Annotated in this window: 28 protein-coding genes; 6 read left to right on the top strand and 22 right to left on the bottom strand. The window is 67.9% G+C overall.

The window, feature by feature from the left end; genetic code table 11:
- Positions 1-188 precede the first annotated feature (188 nt).
- From fusA to KV106_RS31875, 8 genes are all read right to left on the bottom strand, one after another.
- On the bottom strand, positions 189-2,288 hold the full coding sequence (gene fusA, locus KV106_RS31910) for an elongation factor G (protein WP_057597517.1): 2,100 nt from the start codon (positions 2,286-2,288) through the stop codon (positions 189-191).
- Positions 2,289-2,383: 95 nt separating this feature from the next.
- A complete protein-coding gene (gene rpsG, locus KV106_RS31905; RefSeq protein WP_007829591.1) occupies positions 2,384-2,857 on the bottom strand; it encodes a 30S ribosomal protein S7 in 474 nt (157 codons plus the stop codon).
- A gap of 155 nt (positions 2,858-3,012) precedes the next feature.
- Positions 3,013-3,390: a 30S ribosomal protein S12 gene (rpsL, locus tag KV106_RS31900; RefSeq protein ID WP_057597516.1), complete on the bottom strand. Its 378-nt coding sequence runs from the start codon at positions 3,388-3,390 to the stop codon at positions 3,013-3,015.
- A 189-nt stretch (positions 3,391-3,579) separates the two neighbouring features.
- Positions 3,580-4,749: a D-alanyl-D-alanine carboxypeptidase family protein gene (locus tag KV106_RS31895; RefSeq protein WP_057597515.1), complete on the bottom strand. Its 1,170-nt coding sequence runs from the start codon at positions 4,747-4,749 to the stop codon at positions 3,580-3,582.
- A 45-nt stretch (positions 4,750-4,794) separates the two neighbouring features.
- Complete coding sequence (locus KV106_RS31890) at positions 4,795-5,433, bottom strand: alpha/beta hydrolase (RefSeq protein ID WP_261215254.1); 639 nt, start codon at positions 5,431-5,433, stop codon at positions 4,795-4,797.
- An 88-nt stretch (positions 5,434-5,521) separates the two neighbouring features.
- Positions 5,522-5,878 carry a (2Fe-2S) ferredoxin domain-containing protein gene (locus tag KV106_RS31885; protein ID WP_057597513.1) on the bottom strand — a complete coding sequence of 119 codons (357 nt, stop codon included), beginning with the start codon at positions 5,876-5,878 and terminating at the stop codon, positions 5,522-5,524.
- Positions 5,879-5,921: 43 nt separating this feature from the next.
- Positions 5,922-7,040, bottom strand: coding sequence for a VanZ family protein (locus tag KV106_RS31880; RefSeq protein WP_057597512.1), 1,119 nt, complete (start codon positions 7,038-7,040; stop codon positions 5,922-5,924).
- A gap of 5 nt (positions 7,041-7,045) precedes the next feature.
- Positions 7,046-7,474, bottom strand: a complete 429-nt coding sequence (locus tag KV106_RS31875) for a CopD family protein (protein WP_057597511.1) — start codon at positions 7,472-7,474, stop codon at positions 7,046-7,048.
- Between the two features lie 344 nt (positions 7,475-7,818).
- On the opposite strand from KV106_RS31875, the gene hemB reads away from it, so the two are divergent.
- Together hemB and KV106_RS31865 are read left to right on the top strand one after the other, a co-directional pair.
- Positions 7,819-8,835 carry a porphobilinogen synthase gene (gene hemB, locus KV106_RS31870; protein WP_261215251.1) on the top strand — a complete coding sequence of 339 codons (1,017 nt, stop codon included), beginning with the start codon at positions 7,819-7,821 and terminating at the stop codon, positions 8,833-8,835.
- 59 nt (positions 8,836-8,894) lie between these two features.
- On the top strand, positions 8,895-10,049 hold the full coding sequence (locus KV106_RS31865; protein ID WP_057597509.1) for a magnesium transporter CorA family protein: 1,155 nt from the start codon (positions 8,895-8,897) through the stop codon (positions 10,047-10,049).
- Between the two features lie 100 nt (positions 10,050-10,149).
- On the opposite strand, the gene KV106_RS31860 is transcribed toward KV106_RS31865, so the two are convergent.
- Both KV106_RS31860 and KV106_RS31855 read right to left on the bottom strand, forming a co-directional pair.
- Positions 10,150-10,518 carry a DUF4148 domain-containing protein gene (locus KV106_RS31860; protein WP_057597508.1) on the bottom strand — a complete coding sequence of 123 codons (369 nt, stop codon included), beginning with the start codon at positions 10,516-10,518 and terminating at the stop codon, positions 10,150-10,152.
- 204 nt (positions 10,519-10,722) lie between these two features.
- Positions 10,723-11,097, bottom strand: a complete 375-nt coding sequence (locus tag KV106_RS31855; RefSeq protein WP_261215248.1) for an alpha/beta hydrolase — start codon at positions 11,095-11,097, stop codon at positions 10,723-10,725.
- Between the two features lie 115 nt (positions 11,098-11,212).
- Between KV106_RS31855 and KV106_RS31850 the strand changes: the two genes are divergently transcribed.
- Complete coding sequence (locus tag KV106_RS31850) at positions 11,213-12,115, top strand: LysR family transcriptional regulator (protein WP_057595108.1); 903 nt, start codon at positions 11,213-11,215, stop codon at positions 12,113-12,115.
- A gap of 45 nt (positions 12,116-12,160) precedes the next feature.
- Here KV106_RS31850 and KV106_RS31845 read toward each other — a convergent pair whose 3' ends face one another.
- Together KV106_RS31845 and KV106_RS31840 are read right to left on the bottom strand one after the other, a co-directional pair.
- Entirely contained in the window at positions 12,161-12,844 is a 684-nt protein-coding gene (locus KV106_RS31845) for a dienelactone hydrolase family protein (RefSeq protein WP_261215245.1), read from the bottom strand.
- A 69-nt stretch (positions 12,845-12,913) separates the two neighbouring features.
- The gene (locus tag KV106_RS31840) at positions 12,914-13,525 is read right to left on the bottom strand and encodes a 2-hydroxychromene-2-carboxylate isomerase (RefSeq protein WP_057595110.1); all 612 of its coding nucleotides are present in this window, start codon (positions 13,523-13,525) and stop codon (positions 12,914-12,916) included.
- A 139-nt stretch (positions 13,526-13,664) separates the two neighbouring features.
- Between KV106_RS31840 and KV106_RS31835 the strand changes: the two genes are divergently transcribed.
- Both KV106_RS31835 and KV106_RS31830 read left to right on the top strand, forming a co-directional pair.
- Positions 13,665-14,414, top strand: a complete 750-nt coding sequence (locus KV106_RS31835) for an SDR family oxidoreductase (RefSeq protein WP_261215237.1) — start codon at positions 13,665-13,667, stop codon at positions 14,412-14,414.
- A complete protein-coding gene (locus tag KV106_RS31830; protein ID WP_409976579.1) occupies positions 14,414-15,067 on the top strand; it encodes a MarC family protein in 654 nt (217 codons plus the stop codon). Before KV106_RS31835 ends, KV106_RS31830 begins: the two co-directional genes overlap by 1 nt.
- 150 nt (positions 15,068-15,217) lie before the next feature.
- Here KV106_RS31830 and KV106_RS31825 read toward each other — a convergent pair whose 3' ends face one another.
- From KV106_RS31825 to purT, 10 genes are all read right to left on the bottom strand, one after another.
- Entirely contained in the window at positions 15,218-15,679 is a 462-nt protein-coding gene (locus KV106_RS31825) for an EVE domain-containing protein (protein ID WP_261215236.1), read from the bottom strand.
- A gap of 64 nt (positions 15,680-15,743) precedes the next feature.
- Positions 15,744-16,904, bottom strand: coding sequence for an ABC transporter substrate-binding protein (locus tag KV106_RS31820; protein WP_057595113.1), 1,161 nt, complete (start codon positions 16,902-16,904; stop codon positions 15,744-15,746).
- A 61-nt stretch (positions 16,905-16,965) separates the two neighbouring features.
- Entirely contained in the window at positions 16,966-18,849 is a 1,884-nt protein-coding gene (locus KV106_RS31815; protein WP_261215233.1) for an AMP-dependent synthetase/ligase, read from the bottom strand.
- Between the two features lie 5 nt (positions 18,850-18,854).
- Positions 18,855-19,628 (bottom strand): ABC transporter ATP-binding protein, encoded by a 774-nt coding sequence (locus tag KV106_RS31810; protein WP_093355294.1) that lies wholly within the window; start codon positions 19,626-19,628, stop codon positions 18,855-18,857.
- A complete protein-coding gene (locus tag KV106_RS31805; protein WP_203203899.1) occupies positions 19,625-20,446 on the bottom strand; it encodes an ABC transporter ATP-binding protein in 822 nt (273 codons plus the stop codon). The genes KV106_RS31810 and KV106_RS31805 overlap by 4 nt, the downstream gene beginning before the upstream one ends.
- Entirely contained in the window at positions 20,443-21,519 is a 1,077-nt protein-coding gene (locus KV106_RS31800; RefSeq protein WP_093355289.1) for a branched-chain amino acid ABC transporter permease, read from the bottom strand. Before KV106_RS31800 ends, KV106_RS31805 begins: the two co-directional genes overlap by 4 nt.
- Positions 21,520-21,522: 3 nt before the next feature.
- Complete coding sequence (locus tag KV106_RS31795; RefSeq protein WP_057595118.1) at positions 21,523-22,398, bottom strand: branched-chain amino acid ABC transporter permease; 876 nt, start codon at positions 22,396-22,398, stop codon at positions 21,523-21,525.
- Between the two features lie 19 nt (positions 22,399-22,417).
- Positions 22,418-23,293, bottom strand: a complete 876-nt coding sequence (locus KV106_RS31790) for a helix-turn-helix domain-containing protein (protein ID WP_057595119.1) — start codon at positions 23,291-23,293, stop codon at positions 22,418-22,420.
- Between the two features lie 122 nt (positions 23,294-23,415).
- Positions 23,416-24,369 (bottom strand): alpha/beta hydrolase, encoded by a 954-nt coding sequence (locus KV106_RS31785; protein WP_261215221.1) that lies wholly within the window; start codon positions 24,367-24,369, stop codon positions 23,416-23,418.
- A gap of 190 nt (positions 24,370-24,559) precedes the next feature.
- Entirely contained in the window at positions 24,560-25,762 is a 1,203-nt protein-coding gene (purT, locus tag KV106_RS31780; RefSeq protein WP_057595121.1) for a formate-dependent phosphoribosylglycinamide formyltransferase, read from the bottom strand.
- 178 nt (positions 25,763-25,940) lie between these two features.
- Here purT and KV106_RS31775 point away from each other — a divergent pair, with 178 nt between their 5' ends.
- Positions 25,941-26,789, top strand: coding sequence for a 3-hydroxybutyryl-CoA dehydrogenase (locus KV106_RS31775; RefSeq protein ID WP_093355279.1), 849 nt, complete (start codon positions 25,941-25,943; stop codon positions 26,787-26,789).
- The last annotated feature ends 3 nt before the right edge of the window (positions 26,790-26,792 follow it).

Below are 26,792 nucleotides of genomic sequence, written 5' to 3'. Positions count from 1 at the left end.
CCACGTTCACGTGCGGCTTCGTGCGGGTGAATTTACCTTTTGCCATTTTTCAATCCTTGAAAGAGCAGTCCCGTGTATTGGTTTTATGTCTGCATCCGGTTGCTGGATCGCCTCGCACGGGAACGAGACGGCACCGGATCGCAGACAAGAAGGGCCGCGCACTGCGCGGCCCTGCATTCCTGAAACGCTTACTTCGCGCGGGCAGCCACGATGGCTTCGGCGACGTTACGCGGAGCTTCGGCGTAGTGCTTGAACTCCATCGTGTACGTGGCGCGGCCTTGCGACATCGAGCGCAGCGTGGTCGAGTAGCCGAACATTTCCGACAGCGGCACTTCGGCCTTGATGGCCTTGCCGCCACCGACCATGTCGTCCATGCCCTGCACCATGCCGCGGCGGGACGACAGGTCGCCCATCACGTTGCCGGCGTAGTCTTCGGGCGTCTCGACTTCCACTGCCATCATCGGCTCGAGGATCACGGGGTTGGCCTTGCGGGCACCTTCCTTGAAACCGAAGATCGCGGCCATCTTGAACGCCATTTCGTTCGAGTCCACGTCGTGGTACGAGCCGAAGTGCAGCGTGACCTTGACGTCCACGACGGGGTAGCCCGCCAGCACGCCTTGCGTCAGCGCTTCCACCACGCCCTTTTCCACCGCGGGGATGTATTCGCGAGGAACCACACCGCCCTTGATGGCGTCGACGAACTCGAAGCCCTTGCCGGCTTCCTGGGGTTCGATCTTCAGCACGACGTGGCCGTACTGGCCCTTGCCGCCCGACTGGCGAACGAACTTGCCTTCGGCTTCCTCGACGGTCTTGCGGATCGTTTCGCGGTAGGCCACCTGCGGCTTGCCCACGTTGGCTTCCACGCCGAACTCGCGCTTCATGCGGTCCACGATGATTTCGAGGTGGAGCTCGCCCATGCCCGAAATGATGGTCTGGCCCGATTCCTCGTCGGTCTTGACGCGGAACGACGGGTCTTCCTGCGCGAGGCGCTGCAGGGCGATGCCCATCTTTTCCTGGTCGGCCTTGGTCTTCGGCTCGACGGCCTGCGAGATCACCGACTCCGGGAACACCATGCGCTCGAGGGTCACGACCGAATCGGGATCGCACAGCGTCTCGCCGGTGGTCACTTCCTTCAGGCCCACGCAGGCGGCGATGTCGCCGGCGCGGATTTCGCTGACTTCCTCGCGGTTGTTCGCGTGCATCTGCACGATACGGCCGATGCGTTCCTTCTTGCCGCGCACCGGGTTGTAGACGCTGTCGCCCTTCGAAAGCACGCCCGAATAGACGCGCACGAAGGTCAGCTGGCCCACGAACGGGTCGGTCATCAGCTTGAAGGCGAGCGCCGAGAACTTCTCTTCGTCGTCGGCCTGACGCACCACCGGTGCGTCGCTTTCGTCGGTGCCGGCAACCGGGGGAATGTCCGTCGGAGCGGGCATGTACTCGATCACGGCGTCGAGCATGGCCTGCACGCCCTTGTTCTTGAAGGCCGAGCCACACAGCATCGGCTGGATTTCGCCGGCGATGGTGCGCTGGCGCAGGGCCTTCTTGATTTCCTCTTCGGAGAGCTTCTCGCCTTCGAGGTACTTGTTCATGAGCTCTTCGCTCGCTTCGGCGGCTGCTTCGACCAGCTTCTCGTGGTACTCGTTGCAGACGTCGACCAGGTCGGCCGGGATTTCACCGTAGGTGAAGGTCACGCCCTTGTCCTCGTCCCAGATGATGGCCTTCATCTTCACGAGGTCGACGATGCCCTGGAACTTGTCTTCGGCGCCGATCGGGATCTGGATCACGACGGGGTTGGCCTTCAGGCGGTCGATCATCATCTGGCGCACGCGCAGGAAGTTCGCGCCGGTGCGGTCCATCTTGTTGACGAACGCGAGACGGGGAACCTTGTACTTGTTGGCCTGGCGCCAGACGGTTTCCGACTGGGGCTGCACGCCGCCGACGGCGTCATAGACCATCACGGCGCCGTCCAGCACGCGCATGGAACGCTCCACCTCGATGGTGAAGTCCACGTGGCCGGGGGTGTCGATGATGTTGATGCGGTGCTCGGGGAAATTCTGGGCCATGCCCTTCCAGAAGCAGGTCGTGGCAGCCGAGGTGATCGTGATGCCGCGCTCTTGTTCCTGCTCCATCCAGTCCATCGTGGCGGCACCGTCGTGCACTTCACCGATCTTGTGGTTCACACCGGTGTAGAACAGGATACGTTCCGTCGTCGTGGTCTTGCCAGCGTCGATGTGCGCGGAGATGCCGATGTTGCGGTAGCGCTCGATGGGGGTCTTGCGGGACATGATTTACTTTCGGGTTGAAATGCGTTGAGCGCTGGGCCCCGGGGCAGGCTATACGCCCGACACCCGACACCCAACGCCCAAGCGAAGTTTGGTTTTTAGAAGCGGAAGTGGCTGAACGCCCGGTTGGCTTCCGCCATGCGGTGCACTTCGTCGCGCTTCTTCATCGCGCCGCCACGGCCTTCCGTGGCTTCCATCAGTTCGTTGGCCAGACGCAGGGCCATCGACTTCTCGCCGCGCTTGCGGGCGGCTTCCTTGATCCAGCGCATCGACAGGGCGAGGCGGCGGACGGGACGGACTTCGACCGGCACTTGATAGTTCGCACCGCCGACGCGGCGCGACTTCACTTCGACCATCGGCTTCACGTTGTTGATGGCAACGGTGAACGCCTCGAGGGGGTCCTTGTCCGGGTTCTTCTTCTCGATGAAGTCGAGCGCGCCATAGATGATGCGCTCGGCAACAGCCTTCTTGCCGCCTTCCATGATCACGTTCATGAACTTCGACAGCTCGACATTGCCGTACTTGGGATCCGGCAGGATTTCACGTTTGGGGACTTCGCGACGACGTGGCATTTTCTTAACCTCTTTGCTTCAGTTGGCACCGTCTCCGGCACCGCGAGAGTCGACTCGGACCCTCACTTACTCGACCCAACTTCGGGTCACTACGCTCGACATGCCCGCCAAGGCACTCGAACACCGATGAAACAACTACTGAAAGAAGAACCCGATCAGGCCTTCTTGGGACGCTTCGCGCCGTACTTGGAACGCGACTGCTTGCGGTCTTTCACGCCTTGCAGGTCGAGCGAACCGCGCACGATGTGGTAGCGCACACCGGGCAAGTCCTTGACACGACCGCCGCGAACCAGCACGACGCTGTGTTCCTGCAGGTTGTGGCCTTCGCCGCCGATGTAGGAGATGACTTCGAAGCCGTTGGTCAGGCGGACCTTGGCAACTTTACGAAGTGCCGAGTTCGGCTTCTTGGGGGTCGTGGTGTAGACCCGGGTGCAGACACCGCGACGTTGCGGCGAGTTCTGCATGGCAGGGCTCTTGGACTTGATCTTTTCGACCGTCCGGCCCTGACGCACCAGTTGATTGATGGTTGGCATGAATGAATTAGTCCCAAAACGAGAAATACCCCGGAACTGCCTTGCGGCGCCCTGATCGTGACTCAGGAACCGGGAGATGACGCAAACGTGAATCCCTTCGGAATTTTCCGAAAAGCCCACGAGTATAGCAGCGGGCTCGTGAAACGGCAAAGTCAGCCGGCTCGGCCCGCGTTCAGGCCGTGCGGCCGATCACTTGATCCAGAGTCGGACCGCATCCCAGGCGCGGCCCAGCATGCCGGCCTGCTCGACCGGCTCCAGCGCCACCAGCGGCACCTCGGCCACCGGCTGGTCGTCGAGCGTGACCTTGAGCGTGCCCACGGGCTGGTACTTGGTGAACGGCGCCACCAGCGGGTCGGGGCGCGCGATCTGGGTCTTGAGCTTGCTGGCGGTGCCCGCGGGCACGGCGACCACGATCGGCTCGGGGCGGCCGAGCTTGAGCACGTTCTGCTTGCCCTTCCAGACCGCCGGCGTGGCCGCGGGCTGGCCGCCGTCGAACAGGCGCACGGCGTCGTAGGCGGTGTAGCCCCAGTTCAGCAGCTTCTGCGATTCGTTGGCGCGCACGGTCTCGCCCGAGGTGCCGAGCACGATCGACAGCAGGCGGCGGCCGCCGGTCAGGTTCGGGAAGTCGCGCTTGGCGGTGGCGATCATGCAGTAGCCGGCGGCTTCGGTATGGCCGGTCTTCAGTCCGTCGACGGTCGGATCGCGGAACAGCAGCAGGTTGCGGTTGGTGTCGTTGGTCGAGGGCGTGCCCGGGTAGCGGTACTTCTTGATCGCGTAGTACTTGGCTTCCTCGGGGAAGTCGCGCACCAGCCGGGTCGCCAGGATGCTGAGGTCGCGCGCGGTCGTGGTGTGGCCGGGCGCGGTCAGGCCCTCGGGGTTCTTGTAGGTGGTGTTCTTCATGCCCAGCACCTTGGCCTGGGCGTTCATCATCTCGACGAAATGCTCGACCGTGCCGCCCACGCCCTCGGCCAGCGCCACGGTGGCGTCGTTGCCCGACTGCACGATCAGGCCCTTGATCAGGTCTTCCACCGGCACCTGCATCTTCGGGTCGATGAACATGCGCGAGCCCGGCATCTTCCAGGCGCGCGGGCTGACCGGCATCGTCTGCGTCAGGGTGATCTTCTTGGCGCGCAGCGCGTCGAACACGATGTAGGCCGACATCAGCTTGGTCAGCGACGCGGGCTCGACCGGGCTGTCGATGTCCTTCTGCGCGAGGATCTGGTTGGCCGTCACGTCGAGCAGCAGGTAGCTGCGCGCGGCGATCTCGGGGGGTGCGGGCACCTGGGCGGCGGCGATCAGGCAGACGGAAGCGGCGGCGGCGAGCAACAGCGCGCGGGCACCGTGGAGGAAGCGATTCATGGGAGCGATGGGAAAGAAACGAAGACGTGCCTGCAAGCCAGGCTTTCAGGCGGCCGGGTTGTCCGCGCGCAGATGGCGCGCGACCAGGCTCTTGAGCAGCGGCAATTGTCCGTGAAAGAAATGGCCGCCCCCGGGGACGACTGTGACAGGAAGTGACTGCGGCCGCGCCCAGTCCATGACGGCCGACAGCGCCACCGTGTCGTCGGCCTCGCCGTGGACCACCAGCGTGCGCTCGTGGGCCTCGGGCGGCAGCACGGCCACGGTGTTGCGCGCGGCGGCGGTGCCGACCAGCACGATCTGCCGCACGTCGCGCGCTGCCCAGAGCTTCTCGACCGCGCCGCTCGCGACGAAAGCGCCGAACGAGAAGCCGGCGATCGCCAGCGGGCCCTCGGGCGCGAGCTGGCCGACGACGTTCAGCATGTCCTCGAGCTCGCCGCGGCCCTCGTCGTGCACGCCCTGGCTGGTGCCGACGCCGCGGAAGTTGAAGCGCACCGCGGTCCAGCCGCAGGCGATGAAGGCGCGCGCGAGGGTCTGCACCACCTTGTTGTCCATGGTGCCGCCGAACAGCGGATGGGGATGGGCGATGACGGCGATGCCGCGCGCGGCCTCGGCCGGCTGGTCGCGCTGCACCTCGATGGCACCGGCGGCGCCCTGGAGGCTGATCTTTTCGGTCTGGGAATTCATGAGGCTCGGAGTGGAACGGGCCGGCAGGCCGACAGTGAGAGGGGTGCCTGCGGCGAGCACGGTACGAGCGCAGGCCCGGGCGAAAAGTTCAGCGCCCGACGTCGGGCGGCAGCAGCAGGCGCTCGACGATCTCGCCCTTCTTCAGGTGCGAGTCGACGATCTCGTCGATGTCGTCGGCATCGACGAAGGTGTACCAGACCGCCTCGGGATAGACCACGGCGACCGGGCCGCCGGCGCAGCGGTCGAGGCAGCCGGCCTTGTTGACGCGCACCTTGCCGGGCCCCGAGAGCCCCTCCTCCTTGACCCTGGACTTGCAGCGGTCGAAGCCCTGCTGGGCGTTGTGCATGGCGCAGGAATCCTCGCCGTTCTTGCGTTCGTTGAGGCAGAAGAAGATGTGGCGGCCGTAGTAGCCCGAAGGCGCGGCGTGGCTGGCGGGGGTGGACATCGGCGGATTCTAGGACCGCCGCCCGCGCGCCCGGACCTTCCCCTCAGGCGGCCGGCGCCCGGCTGCGCCGCGACAGCAGGAAGATCACGTAGGCCAGCACCCCGAACGGCCAGAACCAGCCCAGCCACTGGGCCAGCCCGTGGAAGCGGATGAAGCGCCCCTGCTCCCAGGTCGCCAGCGTCTGCGCGAAATAGGCGCTCTCGGGCGCCTGGTTCAGCAGGCTCAGCTGCAGCACCAGCGCCACCAGCAGCAGCGCGCCGCACAGGCGCCGCGGCGCGAACAGCAGCGCCACCCCGGCGAACAGCGCCGCCGCGATGCCGACCTGCGCCGGCAACCCGAGCCAGGCCCAGGCATGGTCGGGGCCGTAGCTCAGCGCGGCCGACAGCCCGGAGGCCGCCACGCCCGTCAGCAGGATCAGCGGCAGCAGCACCGCGCGCTGCACCACCGTGCGCGCCGCCAGATAGCCGAGCAGGCAGGGCACCAGCGCGCCCAGCATCACGCACAGCAGCTCGACCGCCGGCACCAGCGGCTCGAGCTCGAACTGGCGCACCGGCAGCCAGTCGATGAACGGGGTGTCGAGCAGCCATTCGGAGATCGCCGCCTCGAGCCGTTCGAACACCTGGCCCAGGCCGAAGGTCACGGCGGCCGGGAACAGCAGCGCGAACGGCCACAGCGCGAGCAGTACCAGCGCGCCGCGGGCGTCGTCGCCGAACCATTGCGCCCGGACCCGCCCCCAGTGCGCGACCGCGCCGAAGCGCTCGAGCGCCACCGCCAGCACGGCGCCCAGCAGCGCGCCAGCGCTGTTCAGGCCCAGGTCGACGTTCGAGGGAATGCGCACCGGCAGGTAGCTCTGCAGTGTTTCCATCGCGAAGGACACCGCCACGCCCGCCAGCGTGGCGCGCAGCACGGCGCGGCCGTTGCTCGCCGTGCTGCGGGTGCGCAGCACCGACAGCGCGCAGAGAAATCCGAAGGGCACGTAACCCGCGACGTTGATCGCGAAGTCGAAGCCGGTCCAGTACTTGGGCCAGGGCGCCCACAGGTAGGCCCAGGGCGCGATGCCCTGGTCGCGCCAGTCGGCGAAGGGATAGAGGCTCGCGTAGACGATCAGCGCCGCATAGGCCAGCGCAAGGGGCAGCGCGGCGGACTTGTGCTGCGTCGCCACCGCCGTCAGAAGGGCTTGACCACGACCAGGATCACGATCGCCAGCAGCAGCAGCACCGGCAGCTCGTTGAACCAGCGGTACCAGCCATGGTTGCGCCGGTTCTCGCCGGCCACGAAGCGACGCAGCAGCACCGCGCAGCCGTGGTGGTAGCCGATCGCCACCAGCACCAGCGCCAGCTTGGCGTGCATCCAGCCGTTGCCCGGGCCGCGCCCGATGCCGTAGCCCAGCCACAGCCAGAGGCCGAAGCCCAGCGCCGGCACGGCCAGGAAGGTGGTGAAGCGCAGCAGCTTGCGCGCCATCAGCAGCAGGCGCTCGCGCTCGGCGAGCGACTCGGGCGGCACCATCGCGAGGTTGACGAAGATCCGGGGCAGGTAGAACAGGCCGGCGAACCAGCTGGCGATGAAGACGATGTGGAAGGACTTGACCCAGAGCATGGCGGCCAGTTTAGTGGCCGCTCCCCGCCGCAGGCACCCGGTTTCGGCGGCCCCCCACGAAAGCGGCGGACAAAAAAAAGCCCGACGTCTTCACGTCGGGCTGGGAAGCCCTTTTGCTGTCACACATCAAGGCACCCGCTCAGGGAGGAAAAGCGGGGGACGGCAAGCCGTCCGGGGCAGAATTTAACAAAGACGAAACAAGGTTTCAAGCGACTGCTGCGCTTTAATTAACATTCTCGGGTAAAAATTTATTACTTTGGTACTACTAATTTCCGTAGTTGTCGGACAACCGGTCCCATCCGCGACAACAGGTCAGGAACTTTAGTTCGGGCACAATTTTCCGCATGAGCTCCACCCTTTCCTCCTTCGCCGCCTTCCCCGCCGGGCGCCCGCGCCGCCTTCGCCGCGACGCCTTCACGCGCAACCTGGTGCGGGAAAACGCCCTCACCACGCACGACCTGATCTACCCGGTGTTCGTGCAGGAAGGCAGCGGCCGGCGTGACGCGGTGGCCTCGATGCCGGGCGTGGAACGCCTGAGCCTCGACCTGCTGCTGCCCGTGGCCGAGCAGTGCGTGACGGCCGGCATCCCGGTGATGGCGCTGTTCCCGGTGATCGACGCGAGCCTCAAGACCCCGGCCGGCGACGAGGCCTTCAACCCCGACGGCCTGATCCCGCGCGTGGTGGCGGCGCTCAAGGCGCGCTTTCCCGAACTGGGCGTGATGACCGACGTCGCGCTCGACCCCTACACCAGCCACGGCCAGGACGGCCTGCTCGACGACAGCGGCTACATCCTCAACGACCCCACGGTCGAAGTGCTGGTGAAGCAGGCGCTCACACAGTCGCAGGCCGGCGTCGACATCGTGGCGCCCAGCGACATGATGGACGGGCGCATCGGCGCGATCCGCCAGGCGCTCGAAGCGCGCGGCGACGTGCACACGCGGATCATGGCCTACAGCGCCAAGTACGCGAGCGCTTTCTACGGCCCGTTCCGCGACGCGGTCGGCTCGGCCGCCAACCTCGGCAAGAGCAACAAGAAGGTCTACCAGATGGACCCGGGCAACAGCGACGAAGCGCTGCGCGAGGTGGGAATCGACATCGCCGAGGGCGCCGACATGGTGATGGTGAAGCCCGGCATGCCCTACCTGGACATCGTGCGCCGCGTGAAGGACGAATTCCGCGTACCGACCTTCGCCTACCAGGTGAGCGGCGAGTACGCGATGCTCAAGGCCGCGGCCCAGAACGGCTGGCTCGACCACGACGCGGTGGTGCTCGAGAGCCTCCTGGCCTTCAAGCGCGCGGGTGCCGACGGCATCCTCACCTACTTCGCGCTCGACGCTGCCCGCCTGCTACAAACTAAGTAGCACAATGGGGCCGCCCGGCCTTCAGTCCGGGCCATCTTGAGCAAGCACGGGGGCGCGCGATGCGAATCTTCGAAATCAACAGCTCGCAGGTCAGCGAGCATGCCGCGCTGGCGCCGCTGGCCCTGCCCGGCTCCTGCAGCGCCGCCAGCTATCTCTGGATCTCGCTCACGCGCGACGAATTCCGCGCCTCGCTGCCCGAGGTGCAGCAGATCCTGCAGACCCTGTGCCAGACCCAGCTGGTCGACCTGCACGTGGCCGACCTGCTGAACGACCAGTTGCCCTCGCACAGCGACTACACCTCGCAGTACGACGTGCTGGTGTTCCGCCGGCTCGCGAGCGGCAACGGCCAGCCGGCGCCGCCCGCTTCGACCGCGCCACCCGCCGCCGCCCCGGCCCCGCGCCCGCGCGGCGGCCCGCCCGTGCTGCGCCGCATCGACACCCGCCCGGTCGGCTTCGCCGTGTTCGACCGCGTGCTGCTGTCGGTGCATCCCGAGGACGGCGCGGTGCGCGACGTCTTCGCCGCGCGCCTGCTGGCGGCCGCCGCGCCCGGCGACCGCGGTACGCCGGCGCTCGACGTGCGCGCGGTCACGAACCGCGTGCCCACCAGCCCGGCCGACCTGATGCTGCGCGTCATCAACCAGATCGTCGACGGCTACCTCGACCTGCGGCGCGAGCTCACGAAGCAGCTCGACCACTGGCAGGCCGAGCTCATCGACCCGCGCAGCCGCTTCACCAACTGGGGCGCGCTGATGGAATCGCGCCAGTCGCTGCACCACCTCGACGAGATCTGCGAGGACCAGCGCGCCGCCATGCAGGACTGGCTCGACAACCTCGAGACCCTGCCGCCGCCCAAGGACGCGGCCGAGGGGCGCGAGCGCGAGCTGGTGATGATCCGCAGCCGCGACGTGCTCGAACACATCGAGCGCGTGGTGCACCACGTGCGCCGGCTCGAGCAGAACGCCGAGACCGCGGTGCAGATGCATTTCAGCGTGCAGGGCCACCGGGCCAACGACATCATGCGGGTGCTGACGGTGCTCACCGCCGTGTTCCTGCCGCTGAACCTGATCGCCGGCATCTTCGGCATGAACTTCGAGTTCATCCCGCTGGTGCACAAGGCCGACGGCTTCTGGATCGCCATGGGCTCGATGCTCGCGATCGCGGTGCTGCTGGTGCTGATCTTCTGGCGCAAGCGCTACCTCGCGCGCACGCGCTGACCGAACGCGCATGAAAAAAAGCCACGCGGAGCGATCCCCGCGTGGCTTTTTTTCGTCCGGATGCGAACGGCCCGAAGGCCGCCCGGTGCCGTGCGACAGCTTACTTGGCGGTGGCGCCGGTGCCTTGCTGGGCCTGGACGCGTGCGTCGAGCGGGTGTTGCATGGTCGAGATGACCTTGCTGTTCACGCGCGAACCCGAGGTCACGTTCTGGTCGGGAGCGGCGGCGGTGCGGATCGCTTCGGCTTCGACCAGGGCGCGGTCCTTCGACACGGCGACCGTTTCCGGGCCGCGCGAGCCGCGGGTCACGTTCTGGTTCGGAGCGGCGGCGGCGCGCACGGCTTCGGTGTTGACTTCGTCGCGGCTCTTGGTCGAGACGGCCTGGGTCACGCCTTCATAGGTTTCGGCTTGGGCGCCAGCGGCGGCAACGAGGGCCAGAGCGGCGGCGGCGATGATGTGCGAGGTCTTCATTTCGTTTGTCCTTGATACGGTACGTCGGAGGGTTTAGCCACCAGGCGCGCGAATCGGCTCGCCTGTGCGGCGAGTTTCAAGGCGAAATCGTTCGGGAAAACACCCGGTTCAGAGACACGGTGTTTCCGGTATTGAAACAATGTCAGGTCGACCGTTCAGTCATTAACCTGGGCGCGCAGCGGGCCATTCCGCCCCGCCGCATGCTCAGCGCCCGGTACGCGGCGTGCCCGGCACGGCCTTGATCTGCGGCGGGATCTCGCTGTTGACGAAGGCGCGGCGGTCGAGGTTCAGGCTCGGGTCGTGCGAGGCCGCCACCGCCTCGGCGCGTACCGCCGCGCGGTCGCGCCCGCCGGTGCGCGGCGCGGCGAGCGGCCGCTCGGCCTCCACGTCGCCATACGCATTGCCGGCGCGCGCCGCCGCGGCGGCTTCGGCGGCCAGCGCGGCGCGGTCCGCGCCGGGGCCGATCGGCCGGATCGGATCGAAGGCCTGGGCGAGCGCCCCGCCGGCCGGCAGCCACAGGGCCGCCAGTGCCAGCATCGCCGGCGCGAGGGCCGCATGGAATCGAAAAGTACGTGTCATCGAATGCATCCTTGCCTGCGTGCGAGTCGCGGCGCGCCACGAAAGTGCCGCGCGGCCATGCTAAGAAAAACCCTTGAGAATCGCGCCATCGCCCAGCGCTACCGGCACGACATCCATGGACAGCCTCGACCTGATCAGAACCTTTCGCGAAGTCGCGGCGCATGGCAGCTTCTCGCAGGCGGCCAAGCGGCTCGACATGTCCAAGGCCACGGTCAGCAAGTATGTCGCCGAACTCGAAACCCGCTTCGGCGTGCGCCTGCTCAACCGCTCCACGCGCTCGGTGAGCCTCACCGACGCCGGCCAGTTGCTGCTGGAGCGCAGCACGCCGGTGCTCGAGATGGTCGAGCTCACGCAGGCCGAGTTGCAGGAGCGCGCGAGCCAGCCCGGCGGCCGGCTGCGCATCTCGGCGCCGCACGGCATGGGCAACGGCGAGTTCCCCAACCTGCTGGCCGACTTCATGCGCCACTACCCCGACGTGCGCATCAGCCTGCAGCTGACCAACCGCACGGTCGACCTCGCCGAGGAAGGCATCGACGTCGACATCCGCAGCGGCCCGGTGGAGGACGCCAACCTGATCATGCGCAAGCTGCGGCTCATGAACATGGTGGTGTGCGCCTCGCCGGTCTACTGGAAGAAGCACGGCAAGCCCGAGCATCCGCGCGACCTGGCGGACCACGAGGCGCTCACCCACTCGCTGCTCGGCGCCCAGCCGGTCTGGCGCTTCGACGACGGCGGCGAGCCGCTCGACGTGCACGTCAGGAGCCGCATGGACTGCACCGAGGGCGCGCCGCTGATCCGCATCGCGATGCGCGGCTTCGGCGTGATCTACCTGCCCTCGATCCTGGTGCAGTCGCACATCGACCAGGGCGAGCTGGTACCGGTGCTGCAGGACTATGCGCGCAAGGACATGTGGCTGTCGGCCGTCTACCTGCAGCGGCGCCACAACAGCGCCGCGCTGCGCGCGCTGCTCGACTTCCTCGAGACCCGCGTGGGCGACAAGCCCGGCCTCAAGAAATGAAAAAGCCCGGCGGCGCCGGGCTCCCATGCGACGAAGCGAGCGCGCTCAGCCGATGTGCTGCGCGAAGAAGGCCAGCACGCGCTCGCGCGCCAGCTTGGCCGCGTCGGCGTCGTACGAGCCGCGCTGGTCGCAGTTGAAGCCGTGGCCCACCGGGTACACGTGCACCTCGACCTCGGGATGGGCCTTCTTGAAGCTCTCGATGGTGTCGAGCGGGATCCAGTGGTCCTGGTTGCCGAAGTGGGCCTGCACCGGCACCTTGGGCTGGCGCGCGGTTTCCTCGGGCGAGGTCATGCCGCCACCGTAGTAGGGCGCGGCGGCCGAGAGGCCGGGCACCAGCGCGGCGGCGCGCCAGGTCAGCAGGCCGCCCCAGCAGTAGCCGACGATGCCGACCTTGCCGGCCTTGGCCGCGTAGGCCACGGCGGCCTCGATGTCCTGCAGCACGCCGGGCGCGGGCAGCGCCTCCACGGCCGTCTTCAGGCCGAAGCCCGTCTTCATGTCGTCCTCGCTGTAGCCGAGCTCGACGCCGGGCTTCACGCGGTGGAAGGTCGCGGGCGCGACGGCCAGGTAGCCCGCGGCCGCGTAGCCGTCGGCCACCGAGCGGATGTGCGAGTTGACGCCGAAGATCTCCTGCACCACGACGACGGCGCCGCGCGGCGTGCCGGCGGGTTCGGCCACGTAGGCGGGGAAGCCGAAGCCGTCCTTGGCGGTGAGATCGATGAATTGACCCATGATGTGTTGCTCCTTTGATGGCAATGGGAAGGATGGAGGGAATGCGTGTCCGGTGCGTGTCGGCGGCGCTCAGCCCGCCGGCCCCGCGCGCAGCGCGCGTTCGACGAAATCGAGCCGGTCCTGGCCCCAGAAGATCTCGCCGTCGATCACGTAGCTCGGCGCGCCGAAGACCTGGATGTCGATGGCCTCCTGCGTGTAGGCCTCGTACCGTTCCTGCACCGCCTGGCTCTGCGCCTGCTCGGCGCGCTTGGCTGGCAGGCCGCATTCGGCCACCAGCGCCTCGAGCACCTTGGGGTCGCCGATGTTGCGCTCCTGCGCCCACACCGCGCCGAACACCGCCGCGCACATGCGCATCGCGGCCTCGCAGCCGTCGTTGAGATCGACCGCGATGATCAGCCGCGCCGCGTCGTCGCCCGCGACCGGAAAGAACTTCGGCTTCGGATGCAGCGGAATGCCCAGGTGCTTCGAGAAGCGCTCCAGCTCGACCAGCCGGTAGGCCTGCCGCTGCGGCGCGCGCTTGCCCAGCGGCAGCCCGCCCGAGACCGGAAAGATGCTGCCCATGTCCACCGGTCGCACGCGCACCGTGGCGCCGGCCGCGGCCGCGATCGCGGCGAAGCGCGCATGGCCCAGGTAGGTCCAGGGGCTTTGGGGGGGGAAGTAGTAGTCGATGGTCTTGCTCATGAATTCACCTCCGCGCACGAAGCGCCGCCGGAACATCCCGGTACTGCGGGTAAGGCCCGCGACTTGCGAGCCACCCTCGGTGATGTAATCCGGACCGACGGTTTTAACTGACGCGCAGCTTTTGTGCAGGAGATCGGAATTGAACCAGCAGGTGCTCTTGGTCACGGGGGGCGGACGCGGCATCGGCGCCGCCACCGCCTTGCTGGCGGCGCGGCGCGGCCATGCCGTGGCGGTCAACTACGCGAGCAACTCGCTCGCGGCCGACGAAGTCGTGCGCGCGATTCGCGCCGCGGGCGGCAAGGCGATCGCGGTGCAGGCCGATGTCGGCGACGAAGCGCAGGTGATGGCCATGTTCGAGCAGGTCGACGCCAGGCTCGGCCGCCTCACGGCGCTGGTCAACAGCGCCGGCGTGGTCGACGTGCGCGCGCGCGTCGACGAGATGAGCGCGGCGCGGCTGGAACGCATGTTCCGCATCAACGTGATCGGCAGCTTCGTCTGCGCGCGCGAGGCGGTGCGCCGCATGAGCACGCGCCACGGCGGCACGGGCGGCGTGATCGTCAACCTCTCGAGCGCCGCCTCGCGGCTGGGTTCGCCCGAGCAGTACGTGGACTACGCCGCGAGCAAGGGCGCGATCGACACCTTCACGCTCGGCCTGGCCAAGGAAGTGGCCGACGAGGGCATTCGCGTCAACGCGGTGCGCCCGGGCCTGATCGACACCGAGATCCATGCCTCGGGTGGCATGCCCGACCGGGCCTTCGACCTCGCCGCCTCGGTGCCGATGAAGCGCCCCGGCAGCGCGGAAGAGGTGGCGAACGCGATCGTGTGGCTGCTGTCCGACGAGGCCAGCTACACCACCATGGCCCTGCTCGACGTCTCGGGAGGACGCTGATGAGCACCTCGATGGACCTGATCAAGCCGCTGGTCACGCTGGTGGCGATCGTCAACCCGCTGGCCATCGTGCCCTTCTTCATCCACTACACGCAGGGTTATTCCGACGCGCAGCGCCGCCGCACGGTGCGCATGTCGGCCTTCAGCGCCTTCGTGGTGATCGCGGTCAGCGCGCTGATCGGGCTGCAGCTCTTGTCCTTCTTCGGCATCTCGATCGCGAGCTTCCAGGTCGGCGGTGGCCTGCTGCTGCTGATGAGCTCGCTGTCGATGCTCAACGCGCAGCCGGCCGAGAGCAAGACCAACGTCGAGGAGCTGCGCGCCACCGAGGTCAAGGCCTCGATGGGCGCCTCGATCGCGGTGGTGCCGCTGACCATCCCGCTGCTCACCGGCCCGGCCACCATCTCCACCGTGGTGATCTACGCCGACAAGGCCAAGCACCTGTGGGAGCTCGCGGTGCTCGTGGGCTATGGCGTGGTGGTGGCGCTGGCCACGGCCATCGCCTTCTCGCTCGCCCAGCCGATCGCGCGCGTGCTCGGCAAGACCGGCATCAACATCATGACCCGGCTCATGGGCCTGATCCTCGCGGCGCTGGCGGTCGAGGTGATGACCGACGGCCTGGGCAAGCTGTTCCCGATCCTGTCGAAGGCTGGCTGAATTCGGGGGCGGACAGCCGAACGCAGAAGGAAAACCAAGAAGCGCAGAAGTCGCAGAAGAAGACTTTCGAAAAGTTTTTTTGGCTGTTCTTCTGCGACTTCTGCGCAACCTTCGCGTCTTCTGCGTTCGGCTGTCCGTTCCCGAATTCCTTCAGCCCAACATCTTCTCGATGATCTTCCAGTGCGCCGGCTCCACCGGCGTGATCGACAGCCGGTTGCCCTTGCGCAGGATCGTGAGCTCGGCCAGCTCGGGCTTCGCGCGCAGCTCGGGCAGCGCCAGCAGGCGCGTCTTGCGCAGCGCCTGCACGTCCACCAGCAGCCAGCGCGGATCGTCCTTTTTCGAGGCCGCGTCGTAGTAGGGCGACTTCGGGTCGAACTGCGTGGGATCGGGCTTGATGCCCGAGGCCACGCGCGCGAGGCCGGCGATGCCGGGCTCGGGACAGCTCGAGTGATAGAACAGCACGCCGTCGCCGACCTTCATGCCGTCGCGCATGAAGTTGCGGGCCTGGTAGTTGCGCACGCCGGTCCACGCCACGGTGGCGTCGGGCGCGGCCAGCGCATCGTCGATCGAGACCTCGTCGGGCTCGGATTTCATCAGCCAGTACTGGGGCATGGCGTTCTCGCGAGGATGGGATGCCGCGCAATATAGCCGCCCGCCCCGCCGCCGGGGCCCGGCCTCAGGGTGCCACGTAGTCCGACACCACCACCCACTTGCCGTCCTTGATCTGCGACAGCCGCGACTGGTCGTTGCCCAGGCGCTTGGTGGCGGTGTAGGTGCTCTTCGGGCTGCCGAACATGTCGGGCTCGAAGGTGATGCTGTCCATGGCCTTGATGAAGCTGTCGGTCGTGAGGTTCGGGCCGGCTTTCTGCGCCGCCTTGATGAAGGAGTCGACGATCACGTAGCCGTAGACCGAGAACACGGTCGGGTCCTCGTTGAACTTGGTCTTGTACTTGTTGGCCCAGAAGCGCAGCGGCTGCGACTGCTCGTCGGTGTAGGGGTTCTGCACCGTCATGGTCGCGTAGATGCCGTCCATGGCCTTGCCGCCGAGCTTGTGGATCAGGTCGGTGTAGGCCGCGCTCGACCCCAGGAAGGTCGGGTTGAAGCCGGTCTTGCGCGCCTCGCCCACCGTGCCGATGGTCTCGCGGATGATGGTGCCGAGCACCACCAGGTCGCAGTTGGCGGCCTTCATCTTCGCGACCTGCGAGCTGAAGTCGGTGGCGCCGCGCTTGAACGAGGTCTTCTCGGCCAGCTCCATGTTGACGGTCTTGAGGCCGGCCTCGGCGCCGCGCTGCACCTCGAGGCCGAACTCGTCGTCCTGGTAGATGGTGCAGACCTTCTTCGCGCCCTTGTCCTTCACCATCTTCGGCAGCGCCAGGCGGATCTGGTCGTAGTAGGTGGCGGCGAACGAGTACTTGAGGCGGTTGAGCGGCTCGTACATCTCGCGCGCCGCGGTGATCGGCATGTAGTTGACGACGTTCTTGTCGAACTGCACCGGCATCGCCGCCATGTTCTGCGCCGTGCCGATGTGGCCGGCCATGATGAAGATCTTCTCCTGGTTCACCAGCTTCTGCGCCGCCAGCACGGCCTTCTTCGGGTCGTAGCCCGAGTCCTCGACGTAGAGCTTGAGCTTGCGGCCGTTGACGTCGCCCTGCTCGTTGAGCTCGTCCACGCGCAGCTGCATGCCGTTGCGCGCCTGCTTGCCGAAGCCGGCGAGCGGCCCCGAGAGGTCCTGGATCGTGCCGATGCGGATCTCGTCCTTGGTCACGCCCTGCTGCGCGGACGCGAGCGTCGCGGCCAGGCCCAGCACGGCCAGCATCGTCGGTGTCTTGAGCTTCATGCGCTTGTCTCCTCGGGTTGGCGAAAAAATCGGGTGGCGATCGGGACGTTCTTCGATGCGCTCAGCGGTACATGGCCTCGATGCGCGGCGCGTACTTGGTCTGCACCAGCTTGCGCTTGAGCTTCATGGTCGGCGTCAGCTCCTCGTCCTCGGCGCTCAGCTGCGTCTCGAGCAGGAAGAACTTCTTGATCTGCTCCACGCGCGCGAACTTCGCGTTGACGCGGTCGATCTCGCCCTGGATCAGGTCGAGCACCTCCTGCGTGCGCGTGAGGCTTTCGTAGTTGCTGAACGGCACGTCGTTGTCCTGCGCGAATTTCTCGACGTTCTCCTGGTCGATCATCACGATCACCGTCAGGTAGGGCCTCTTGTCGCCGATCACCACCGCGTCGGTGACGTAGGGGCTGAACTTGAGTTCGTTCTCGAGTTCGCTCGGCGTGATGTTCTTGCCACCTGCCGTGATGATGATGTCCTTCATGCGGTCGGTGATGCGGAAATACCCTTCCGCGTCGACCGTGCCGACGTCGCCGGTGTGCAGCCAGCCCTCGGCGTCGATGGTCTCGGCGGTCTTCTCGGGCAGGTTCAGGTAGCCCATGAAGACGTTCGGGCCGCGCACCAGGATCTCGCCGGTCTGCGGATCGAGGCGCACCTCGTTGTAGCCGGCCGCCGGGCCGATCGAGCCCGGCATGATGCGCGTGACCGGCACGCCGGTGGAAGCGCCGCACGACTCCGTCATGCCCCAGACCTCGAGCATCGGCACGCCGAGCGCGAGGTACCAGCGCACCAGCTCGGGCGAGATCGGCGCGGCACCGGTCACGAGGAAGCGCGCGCGGTGGATGCCGATCAGCTTGCGCACGTTGTCGAGCGCGAGCCAGCGCGCCAGGCGGAACTTCAGGCGCAGCCCCGCGCCCACCGGCCGGCCCTCGAGCACCCGCTGCGCGATCTGCTGGCCCACGCCGATGCTCCAGCCGTAGGCCGCCTGCTGCAGCCGGCTGGCCTCCTTGAGCGCGATCATCACGCCCGAATAGAACTTCTCCCACACGCGCGGCACGGCCGTGAACACGGTAGGCGCGATCTCGCGCACGTTCTCGGGCACGGTCTCGGGGTTCTCGACGAAGTTGAGGATCGAGCCGGTGTACATCGCGAAGTACTCGCCGCCCATGCGCTCGGCGATGTGGCACAGCGGCAGGAAGCACATGCGCTCGTCGCTCTCGTCCTGCGCCAGCAGCGTGTTGTAGCCGCGCATGGTGTAGACCAGCCCGCCGTGGCTGTGCATCGCGCCCTTGGGCTTGCCGGTGGTGCCCGAGGTGTAGACCAGGATCGCGAGGTCCTCGGCACGGCAGGCGGCCACGCGCTGCTCGAGCGCCCGCGGATGCGCGGCCAGGTGCGCGCGGCCCAGGGCACGCAGGGCCTCCAGGCTCAGCACGTCGGGATCGTCGAGCTCGCGCAGGCCCTCCATGTCGAACACCACCACCTTGCGCAGCAGCGGCAGCGCGGCGCGCACCTCGAGCGCCTTGTCGAGCTGCTCGTCGTCCTCGACGAACAGCACCGTGGTGCGCGAGTCCTCGCACAGGTACTGCACCTGCGAGGCCGCGTCGGTCGGGTAGATGCCGTTGGAGACGCCGCCGCAGCTGAGCACCGCCACGTCGGCCAGCACCCATTCGATGACGGTGTTCGACAGCACCGAGGCACACTCGCCGGCCGCGAAGCCCAGCGCCATCAGGCCGCCCGCGATCTCGCGCACCGCCTCGGCGGTCTGGCCCCAGGTCCAGCTGCGCCAGATGCCGAATTCCTTCTGCCGCATCCAGACCTTGTCGCGGCGCAACTCGACCGCTTTCCAGAACACGGCCGGGATGGTGTCGCCCGGCACCACCACCTCGGTGCGGGGCTGCAGGTGCGCCAGGTCCCAGAGGCCGGCCGGCGCGCGCAGTGCGAAGGTGCTGCTCATCGGTGCTACCTCCAGGTCTTCTTTTTCTTCCAGCGCCGCTCGCCGCGCACGCCCTCGTCCTTCACGCCGAGGTAGAACTCCTTGATGTCCTCCTTCTCGCGCAGCCGCTCGCAGCTGTCCTCCATCACGATGCGGCCGTTCTCGAGCACGTAGCCGTGGTCGGCCGCGTTGAGCGCCATGTTGGCGTTCTGCTCCACCAGCAGGATGGTGGTGCCGCGCTCGCGGTTGATGCGCACCACGATCTCGAAGATCTCCTTGGTGAGCTTGGGGCTCAGGCCCAGGCTGGGCTCGTCGAGCAGGATCAGCTGCGGCGCCGCCATGATCGCGCGCGAGATCGCGAGCATCTGCTGCTGCCCGCCCGAGAGCAGGCCGGCGTCCTGCGTGGCGCGCTCGCGCAGGATCGGGAAGTAGCCGAACACGGTCTCGATGTCGCGCGCCACGCCGTCGCGGTCCTGGCGCGTGTAGGCGCCCATCAGCAGGTTGTCGCGCACCGACAGCAGCGGGAACACCTCGCGGCCTTCGGGCACGTGGCTCAGGCCCTGCTGCACGATGTGGGCCGGGTCCCTGGCCGTGATGTCGCGGCCCTGGAACTCGATGCTGCCCTTGCGCGGATCGATGATTCCCGAGATGGTCTTGAGGATGGTGGTCTTGCCGGCGCCGTTGGAACCCAGCACGGTCGCGATCTCGCCCTGGCGCACCTGGAGGCTCACGCCGCGGATGGCCTTGATCGGGCCGTAGGCGCTCTCGACGTTGAGCAACTGAAGCACCACGTCGCTCATGCTCGAACCCTCCGCAGGCTGCTCACGTCGTCGACCGTGCCGAGGTAGGCCTCCACCACGCGCGCATCGGCCTGCACCTCGCGCGGCGAGCCTGTGGCGAGCACCTCGCCCTGGTTCATCGCGAGCACGCGGTCCGACACCTTCGACACCAGCGACATGTCGTGCTCCACCATCAGCACCGACACGCCGAGCTCGTGCTGGATGTCCTGGATCCAGAACGCCATGTCGGCCGTCTCCTCGACGTTGAGGCCCGACGAGGGTTCGTCGAGCAGCAGCAGCTTCGGCTCGGTGCACAGCGCGCGCGCCAGCTCCACCACCTTGCGCACGCCGTAGGGCAGGCCCGCCACCATCGCGTCGCGGTGGTGCTGCAGGTCGAGCAGTTCGATCACCTGCTCGACCTTCTCGCGCGCCTCGATCTCGGCGCGCCGCGTGGCCGGCGTGAAGAACAGCTCGCGCCAGAAGCCGCTGCGCCGGTGCGTGTGGCGGCCGATCAGCAGGTTGTGCAGCACCGTCGCATGCTCGAACAGCTCGATGTTCTGGAAGGTGCGCGCGATGCCGAGCGCCGCGATCGCATGCGGCGCCTGACTGGTCAGCGCCACCGCGCCGCCGGCCTCGCCATGCCAGGTGATCTGGCCGGAGGTCGGCGTGTAGATGCGGCTGATCAGGTTGAACACCGTGGTCTTGCCCGCGCCGTTGGGCCCGATCAGCGTGAACACCTCGCCGCGCCGCACGTCGAAGCTGACCTTGTTGACCGCGAGCACGCCGCCGAAGCGCACGCTCAGGTCCCGGGCCGAGAGAAGGATGTCGCCGCCGCTCATCTCAGGCGATCCGACTTGGTGAAGGACTTCTGCCGCTTGAACAGGCCCTTGCGGTAGAACGGAAACAGCTGCAGGTAGGTGCGCACCTTGAGCCAGCGCCCGTACAGGCCCAGCGGCTCGAACAGCACGAACACGATCAGCACCACCCCGTAGACGAAGCCCTGCAGGCCCGGCGCCTGGCCGATCACCGCGGGCAGCCAGTCCTTGCCCATCGAGATCAGCTGCGGCATCGCGATCAGGAAGATCGCGCCGAGGAAGGCGCCGTGCACCGAGCCGAGCCCGCCGATCACCACCATCAGCAGCAGGTCGATCGACTGCAGGATGTTGAACTGGTCGGGCGAGATGAAGCTCAGCTTGTGCGCGTAGAGCGCGCCGCCGAGCCCCGCGAGCGCGGCCGAGATCGCGAACGACATCGTCTTGTAGCGCGCGAGATGGATGCCCATGCTCTGCGCCGAGATCTCCGAGTCGCGGATCGCCACGAAGGCGCGGCCCGTCGGCGAGCGCAGCAGGTTCAGGATGCCCAGCGTGCTGAGCACCGCCACCACCAGGCACAGAAAGTAGAAGCCGTCGCCCGAGCCCAGCGACCAGCCGAAGAGCTGCGGCGACTTCACGTGCAGGCCCGCGTTGCCGCCGGTCACGCTCTCCCAGCGCGCGAACACCTCCTCGACGATGAAGCCGAACGAGAGCGTCGCGATGCCCAGGTAGATGCCCTTCACGCGCAGCGCCGGCAGCGCCACCACCACGCCCACGCCGGCCGACAGCGCCGCGGCCGCGACCAGCGCGAGCGGGAACGGCACGCCGAGGTTGGTCAGCACGCCCTGCGTGTAGGCACCGGTGCCGAGGAAGGCCGCGTGGCCGATCGAGAACTGGCCCGTGAAGCCCGCGAGCAGCATCAGGCCCAGGCCGACGATGCCGTAGATCAGCACGAAGGTCAGTTGCGCGAGCCAGTACTCGTCGATGACCCACGGCGCGGCCAGCAGGAAGACGCACAAGAGGCCATACCAGAAGACCTGGCCGCCATGCTTGGCGAGCCGGATGTCCTGGTCGTAGGAGGTCTTGAAGATGTAGCGCATCGTTCAGACTTTCTTGCGCAGCTTCTCGCCGAACAGGCCGTTGGGCTTGATCATCAGCATCAGCAGCACCACGATGTACGGCGCCGTGTCCTTGAAGCCGTCGGGCAGATAGAAGCCCGCGAACGACTCGACGATGCCGATCACCAGCCCGCCGACGATCGCGCCCGGCAGGCTGCCGAAGCCGCCGACCACCGCCGCCGGAAAGGCCTTGAGGCCGATGAAGCCCATGTTGGCGTGCACGAAGGTGATCGGCGCGAGCAGCATGCCGGCGATGGCCGCGACCGCGGCCGCCAGCCCCCACACCAGCCCGTTGAGCCGCTTGACCGGAATGCCCATGTAGTAGGCCGCGAGCTGGTTCTGCGACGAGGCCTGCATCGCGATGCCGAGCTTGCTGTAGCGGAACATCGCGAACAGCAGGCCGCAGAGGATCGCGGTGGCGACGATGATCACGAGCTGCTCGAGGTTCACCACCAGCTCGCCGAGCTTCCAGATCCGGTCCTTGTAGGGCACGGCCAGCGCATGGGTCTCGGTGCCGATGCCCGGCACCATGGTGACCAGCCCGCGCGCCACGTAGGCGATGCCGATGGTGAGCATCACGATCGAGAACTGCGGCTGGCCGAGGATCGGGCGGATCACCACCAGCTCGAGCAGCACGCCGAAGGCCGCCATCGCGGCGATGGCGAGCACGGCCGCGAGCCAGAACGGCATGCCGAACAGCGACATGCCCGCGAACGCGGCGAAGGCGCCGAGCATCATCAGGTCGCCCTGCGCGAAGCTCACCGTCTCGGTGGCCTTGTAGATCAGCACGAAGCCGAGCGCGATCAGGCCGTAGATGCAGCCTTGCGCGATGCCCGACAGCAGGAGCTGGAGGATCTGCACGACGGGAACCTCCTTGGCCTTACTGGCGCAGGTGACGGAACGGGGACGTGAAGGGGCGGTAGGCCGCGCCGGCGGCGTCGTGCAGCGCGAGGCGCCGCGAGCCGGCCAGGATGTCGCTGGGCTTCAGGCCATAGACCTGGCGGATCGAATGGCTGAAATGGGTGGAGTCGGGATAGCCGGCCTCGAGCGCGATGTCGGTCAGGGTGGCGGTCTGGCGCACGTAGCGCAGCAGGCTGCGCGCGCGCTTCCAGGCGCGGAAGGCGCGGAAGGCCATGCCGGTCTCCTGCTTGAACAGGTGCAGGAAGCGCGAGAACGAGAGGTGCACCGAGGCCGCGCATTCCTCGGCCGAGGTGGCGGCCGCGGGATCGGCGTTGATCGTGTCGATGACCTTGCGGATGCGCGCATCGAGCGCGCGCGGCGCGAGCGGCGCGCCGAAGAACTGGCGGTCGAAGTCCAGGCCGTCGAAGCGCTGGCCGCGCGCCGAGGCGGCCAGCAGCTGGGCATGGCTCTCGCGCACGCGCTGGACGAAGGCCGGTGCCTGCACCGGGCCGCAGTGCTGCAGCCAGTCGGGCATGCGCGCGGGATCGACCGACTCCGATTCGATCAGCAGGTTGAGGATCAGCGGATGCGCGCTCTCGATCTCGATCGGCACCTGCGGCGGCACCACCAGCAGTTCGCCGCTCTGCCAGGCGCCGCCGCCCACGCGCAGGCGGTTGGGCGGTGCACCCGCGGGAGAGATATAGACGCCATGGCCGCCCATGGTGCGCACGGCGGCACGGCCCAGCAGGCCGGCGTAGAACACGCGCTGCGTGGTGAGCCACATCAGGCGTTCGCCCTGGCCGCGACCCTCGCGGGCACCGCCTTGCGTCGACGGCGCCATCCTCGTTCCCTGCATGGTGTCTGTCTCCTGCATTCGGGGGCCTGGGCCAGGGCACGGGCCCTGGGTCGGCGTCGTTGTGGGGCTGATCGTAGCGGGGCACGCGCGCGGCGCGGCACCGATTTGCGCGGGGACTTTCCCTAGGCCTGCGGCCGTGGCGCCGCGAGCGCGCGACGCAACTCGGTGGCGCAAAGCGCGACCGCGGTGTTGGCCTCGTCGAGCACCTTGCCCATGGTCACGAAGCCATGGATCTGGCGCTCGAAGCAGACGTAGTTCGCGCTGTTGCCGGCCGCGGTCAGCGCCTCGGCATAAGCCAGGCCCTCGTCGCGCAGCGGGTCGTAGCCGGCCGTGAGCACCAGCGCCGGCGGCAGCCGCGACAGATCGCCGTGCAGCAGCGGCGAGGCACGCCAGTCGAGGTCGTGCTTCGCATCGGTGATGTAGTGGTCGTGGAAGTAGGTCATCGTGTCGCGCGTCAGCAGGTAGCCCTGGCCGTTGGCCTGGTGCGACGGATGGCCGCGCCGCATGTCGGTGGCCGGATAGATCAGCAGCTGGAAGACGAGCGGCAGGTCGGCGCTGTCGCGCGCGGCGATCGCCACCACCGCCGCGAGATTGCCGCCGGCGCTGTCGCCGCCCACCGCCATGCGGCTCGCGTCCACGCCCAGCGCCGCGGCCTCGCGCCGCACCCAGCGCGTGGCGGCCAGCACGTCGTCGACCGCGGCCGGGAAGCGGTGCTCGGGGCCCATGCGGTAGTCGACCGCCACCACCGCGCAGCCCGCGCCGTTGGCCAGTTCGCGGCACAGCACGTCGTGCGTGTCGAGGTCGCCGATGACCCAGCCGCCGCCGTGGTAATACACCAGCACCGGCAGCGGGCCGGCGCCCGAGGCCAGCGGCCGGTAGATGCGCACGGGAATAGGGCCGTGCGGCCCGTCGGCCGCGAGGTCGCGCACCTCGGCCACTTCGGCCGGCAGCGGCTGGGTGGCGGCGCGGCGCTCGCGGTAGAAGGCGCGCGCGTCGGCGGGCGACAGCGTGTGGGTCGGCGGGATGCCCCGCGCCTCGATAAAGTCGAGCAGCGCGCGGGCCTGGGGATGCAGCATGGTGTCTCCGGTGGATCGATCGATCGACCCAGTGTGGAGCGCGGCGCGCGCGGACGGTATCCGCATGCACCCGCATGCCTCCCCAGGGCCGGCGTCTTTCGTCAGCCCCGGCACCATGCCTGCGCCTGCGCGGCGCGGCTTGCGAAAACTGGCTACCGCTGTCGCGCGCGCAACCGGGCGGCCGAAGCGTTCAGGCCTGGCGCGGCTTCACGCGCGAAGCCGCTTCCTTGGCGTTGGCGCGCGCGGTCTCCACGTCGGCGGCATGCGCCAGCGCCACGCCCATGCGGCGCTTGACGAAGCTCTCGGGCTTGCCGAACAGGCGCAGGTCCACGCCCGGCACCTGCAGCGCCTCGGCCACGCCGTCGAAGGCGATGCCCTGGGCATCGACGCCGCCGTAGATCACCGCGCTGGCGCCCGGGCTCTTGAGCGTGGTGTCCACCGGCAGGCCGAGGATCGCGCGCGCATGCAGCTCGAACTCGTTCTGCCACTGCGTGGCCATGGTGACCATGCCGGTGTCGTGCGGGCGCGGGCTGACCTCGCTGAACCAGACCTGGTCGCCCTTGACGAACAGCTCGACGCCGAACAGGCCCTGGCCGCCGAGGTCGGCCGTGACCGCCTCGGCGATCTGCTGCGCCTTCCGCAGCGCGGCGGGCGCCATCGGGTGCGGCTGCCAGCTCTCGACGTAGTCGCCGCTGACCTGCACGTGGCCGATGGGCTCGCAGAACCGGGTGCTCACGGCGCCGCCGGCGTCCTTGGCACGCACGGTCAAGAGCGTGATCTCGTAGTCGAAGTCGATGAAGCCCTCGACGATCACGCGGCCATGGCTCACGCGGCCGCCGGCCATGGCGTAGTCCCAGGCCTTCTGCACATCGGCCGGGCCGTCGATCTTGCTCTGGCCCTTGCCGGAGCTGCTCATCACGGGCTTCACGATGCAGGGGTAGCCGATACCCGCGTCGATCGCGGCCTGCAGCTCGGCGAGCGAGTCGCAGAACTTGTAGGGGCTGGTGGGCACGCCCAGCGTCTCGGCCGCCAGGCGGCGGATGCCTTCGCGGTCCATCGTGAGGCGGGCGGCGCGGGCCGTGGGGATCACGCGCACCGTGCCCGCGTCCTCGAGCTGCTGCAGCATCGGCGTGGCGATGGCCTCGATCTCGGGCACCACGAGCTGCGGCTTCTCGGCCTCGATCAGCGCCTGCAGCTGCGCGGGGTCGCTCATGACGATGGTGCGCGCATGGTGGGCCACCTGCTGGCCGGGTGCGTTCTCGTAGCGGTCGACGGCGATGGTCTCGACGCCCAGGCGCTGCAGGGCGATCAGCACCTCCTTGCCGAGTTCGCCGGAGCCGAGGAGCATCACGCGGGTTGCCGAGGGGGAGAGGGGGGTGCCGAGGGTGGTCATGGCGGCTTCTGTCGGTTCGGGAGGGAGAAAAAGAGGGGAAAAGCGCGAGCGCGCACTGTAAGCCACCCGTGTCGCCCGCGGCAACGACGCGCCCGCGGGGCTGATCCACAATGGACGGCTCGGCGGCTGGCCCGCCTTCTCTTTTCTTCCCCTTTCGTTTTCTCAAGGAGCATTTCTCATGGCGATTCAGACCGTCGGCATCATCGGCGCCGGCACGATGGGCAACGGCATTGCGCAGGCCTGTGCGGTGGCGGGCGTCAAGGTGGTGATGATCGACGTCGCGCAGGCGGCGGTCGACAAGGGCCTGGCCACCGTCTCGGGCAGCCTCGACCGGCTGATCAAGAAGGAAAAGCTCACCGCCGAGCAGAAGGCCGCCGCGCTGGCGCTGATCCAGGGCTCGACCAATTACGATGACCTCAAGGGCGCGCAGCTCGTGATCGAGGCCGCGACCGAGAACCACGCGCTCAAGCTCAAGATCTTGAAGCAGGTCGACGAGCTCGTGGGCCCCGAGGTCATCATCGCCTCGAACACCTCCTCGATCTCGATCACGCAGCTGGCCGCCGCCACCTCGCGCGCCGACCGCTTCATCGGCATGCACTTCTTCAACCCGGTGCCGATGATGGCGCTGGTCGAGCTGATCCGCGGCTACCTCACGAGCGACGCCACCCACGACACGGTGAAGGAACTGGCCGAGCGCCTGGGCAAGTCGCCGATCACGGTGAAGAACGCGCCGGGCTTCGTGGTCAACCGCATCCTGGTGCCGATGATCAACGAGGCCTTCTTCGTGCTGTCCGAGGGCATCGCGACCGCCGAGGACATCGACGCCGGCATGAAGCTGGGCTGCAACCAGCCGATCGGCCCGCTGGCGCTGGCCGACATGATCGGCCTGGACGTCTGCCTCGCGGTGATGGAGGTCTACCTCGACCAGTTCGGCGACTCCAAGTACCGCCCCTGCCCGCTGCTGAAGGAAATGGTCGCCGCCGGCCAGCTCGGCCGCAAGACCGGCCGCGGCGTCTACACCTACTGACGC

Origin of the sequence: Variovorax endophyticus, assembly GCF_025376855.1 — a bacterium.
In the GTDB taxonomy this organism is placed as follows: domain Bacteria; phylum Pseudomonadota; class Gammaproteobacteria; order Burkholderiales; family Burkholderiaceae_C; genus Variovorax.
Note: the sequence above shows the minus strand (reverse complement) of the source record. Positions and strands in the feature narration are given on the sequence as shown.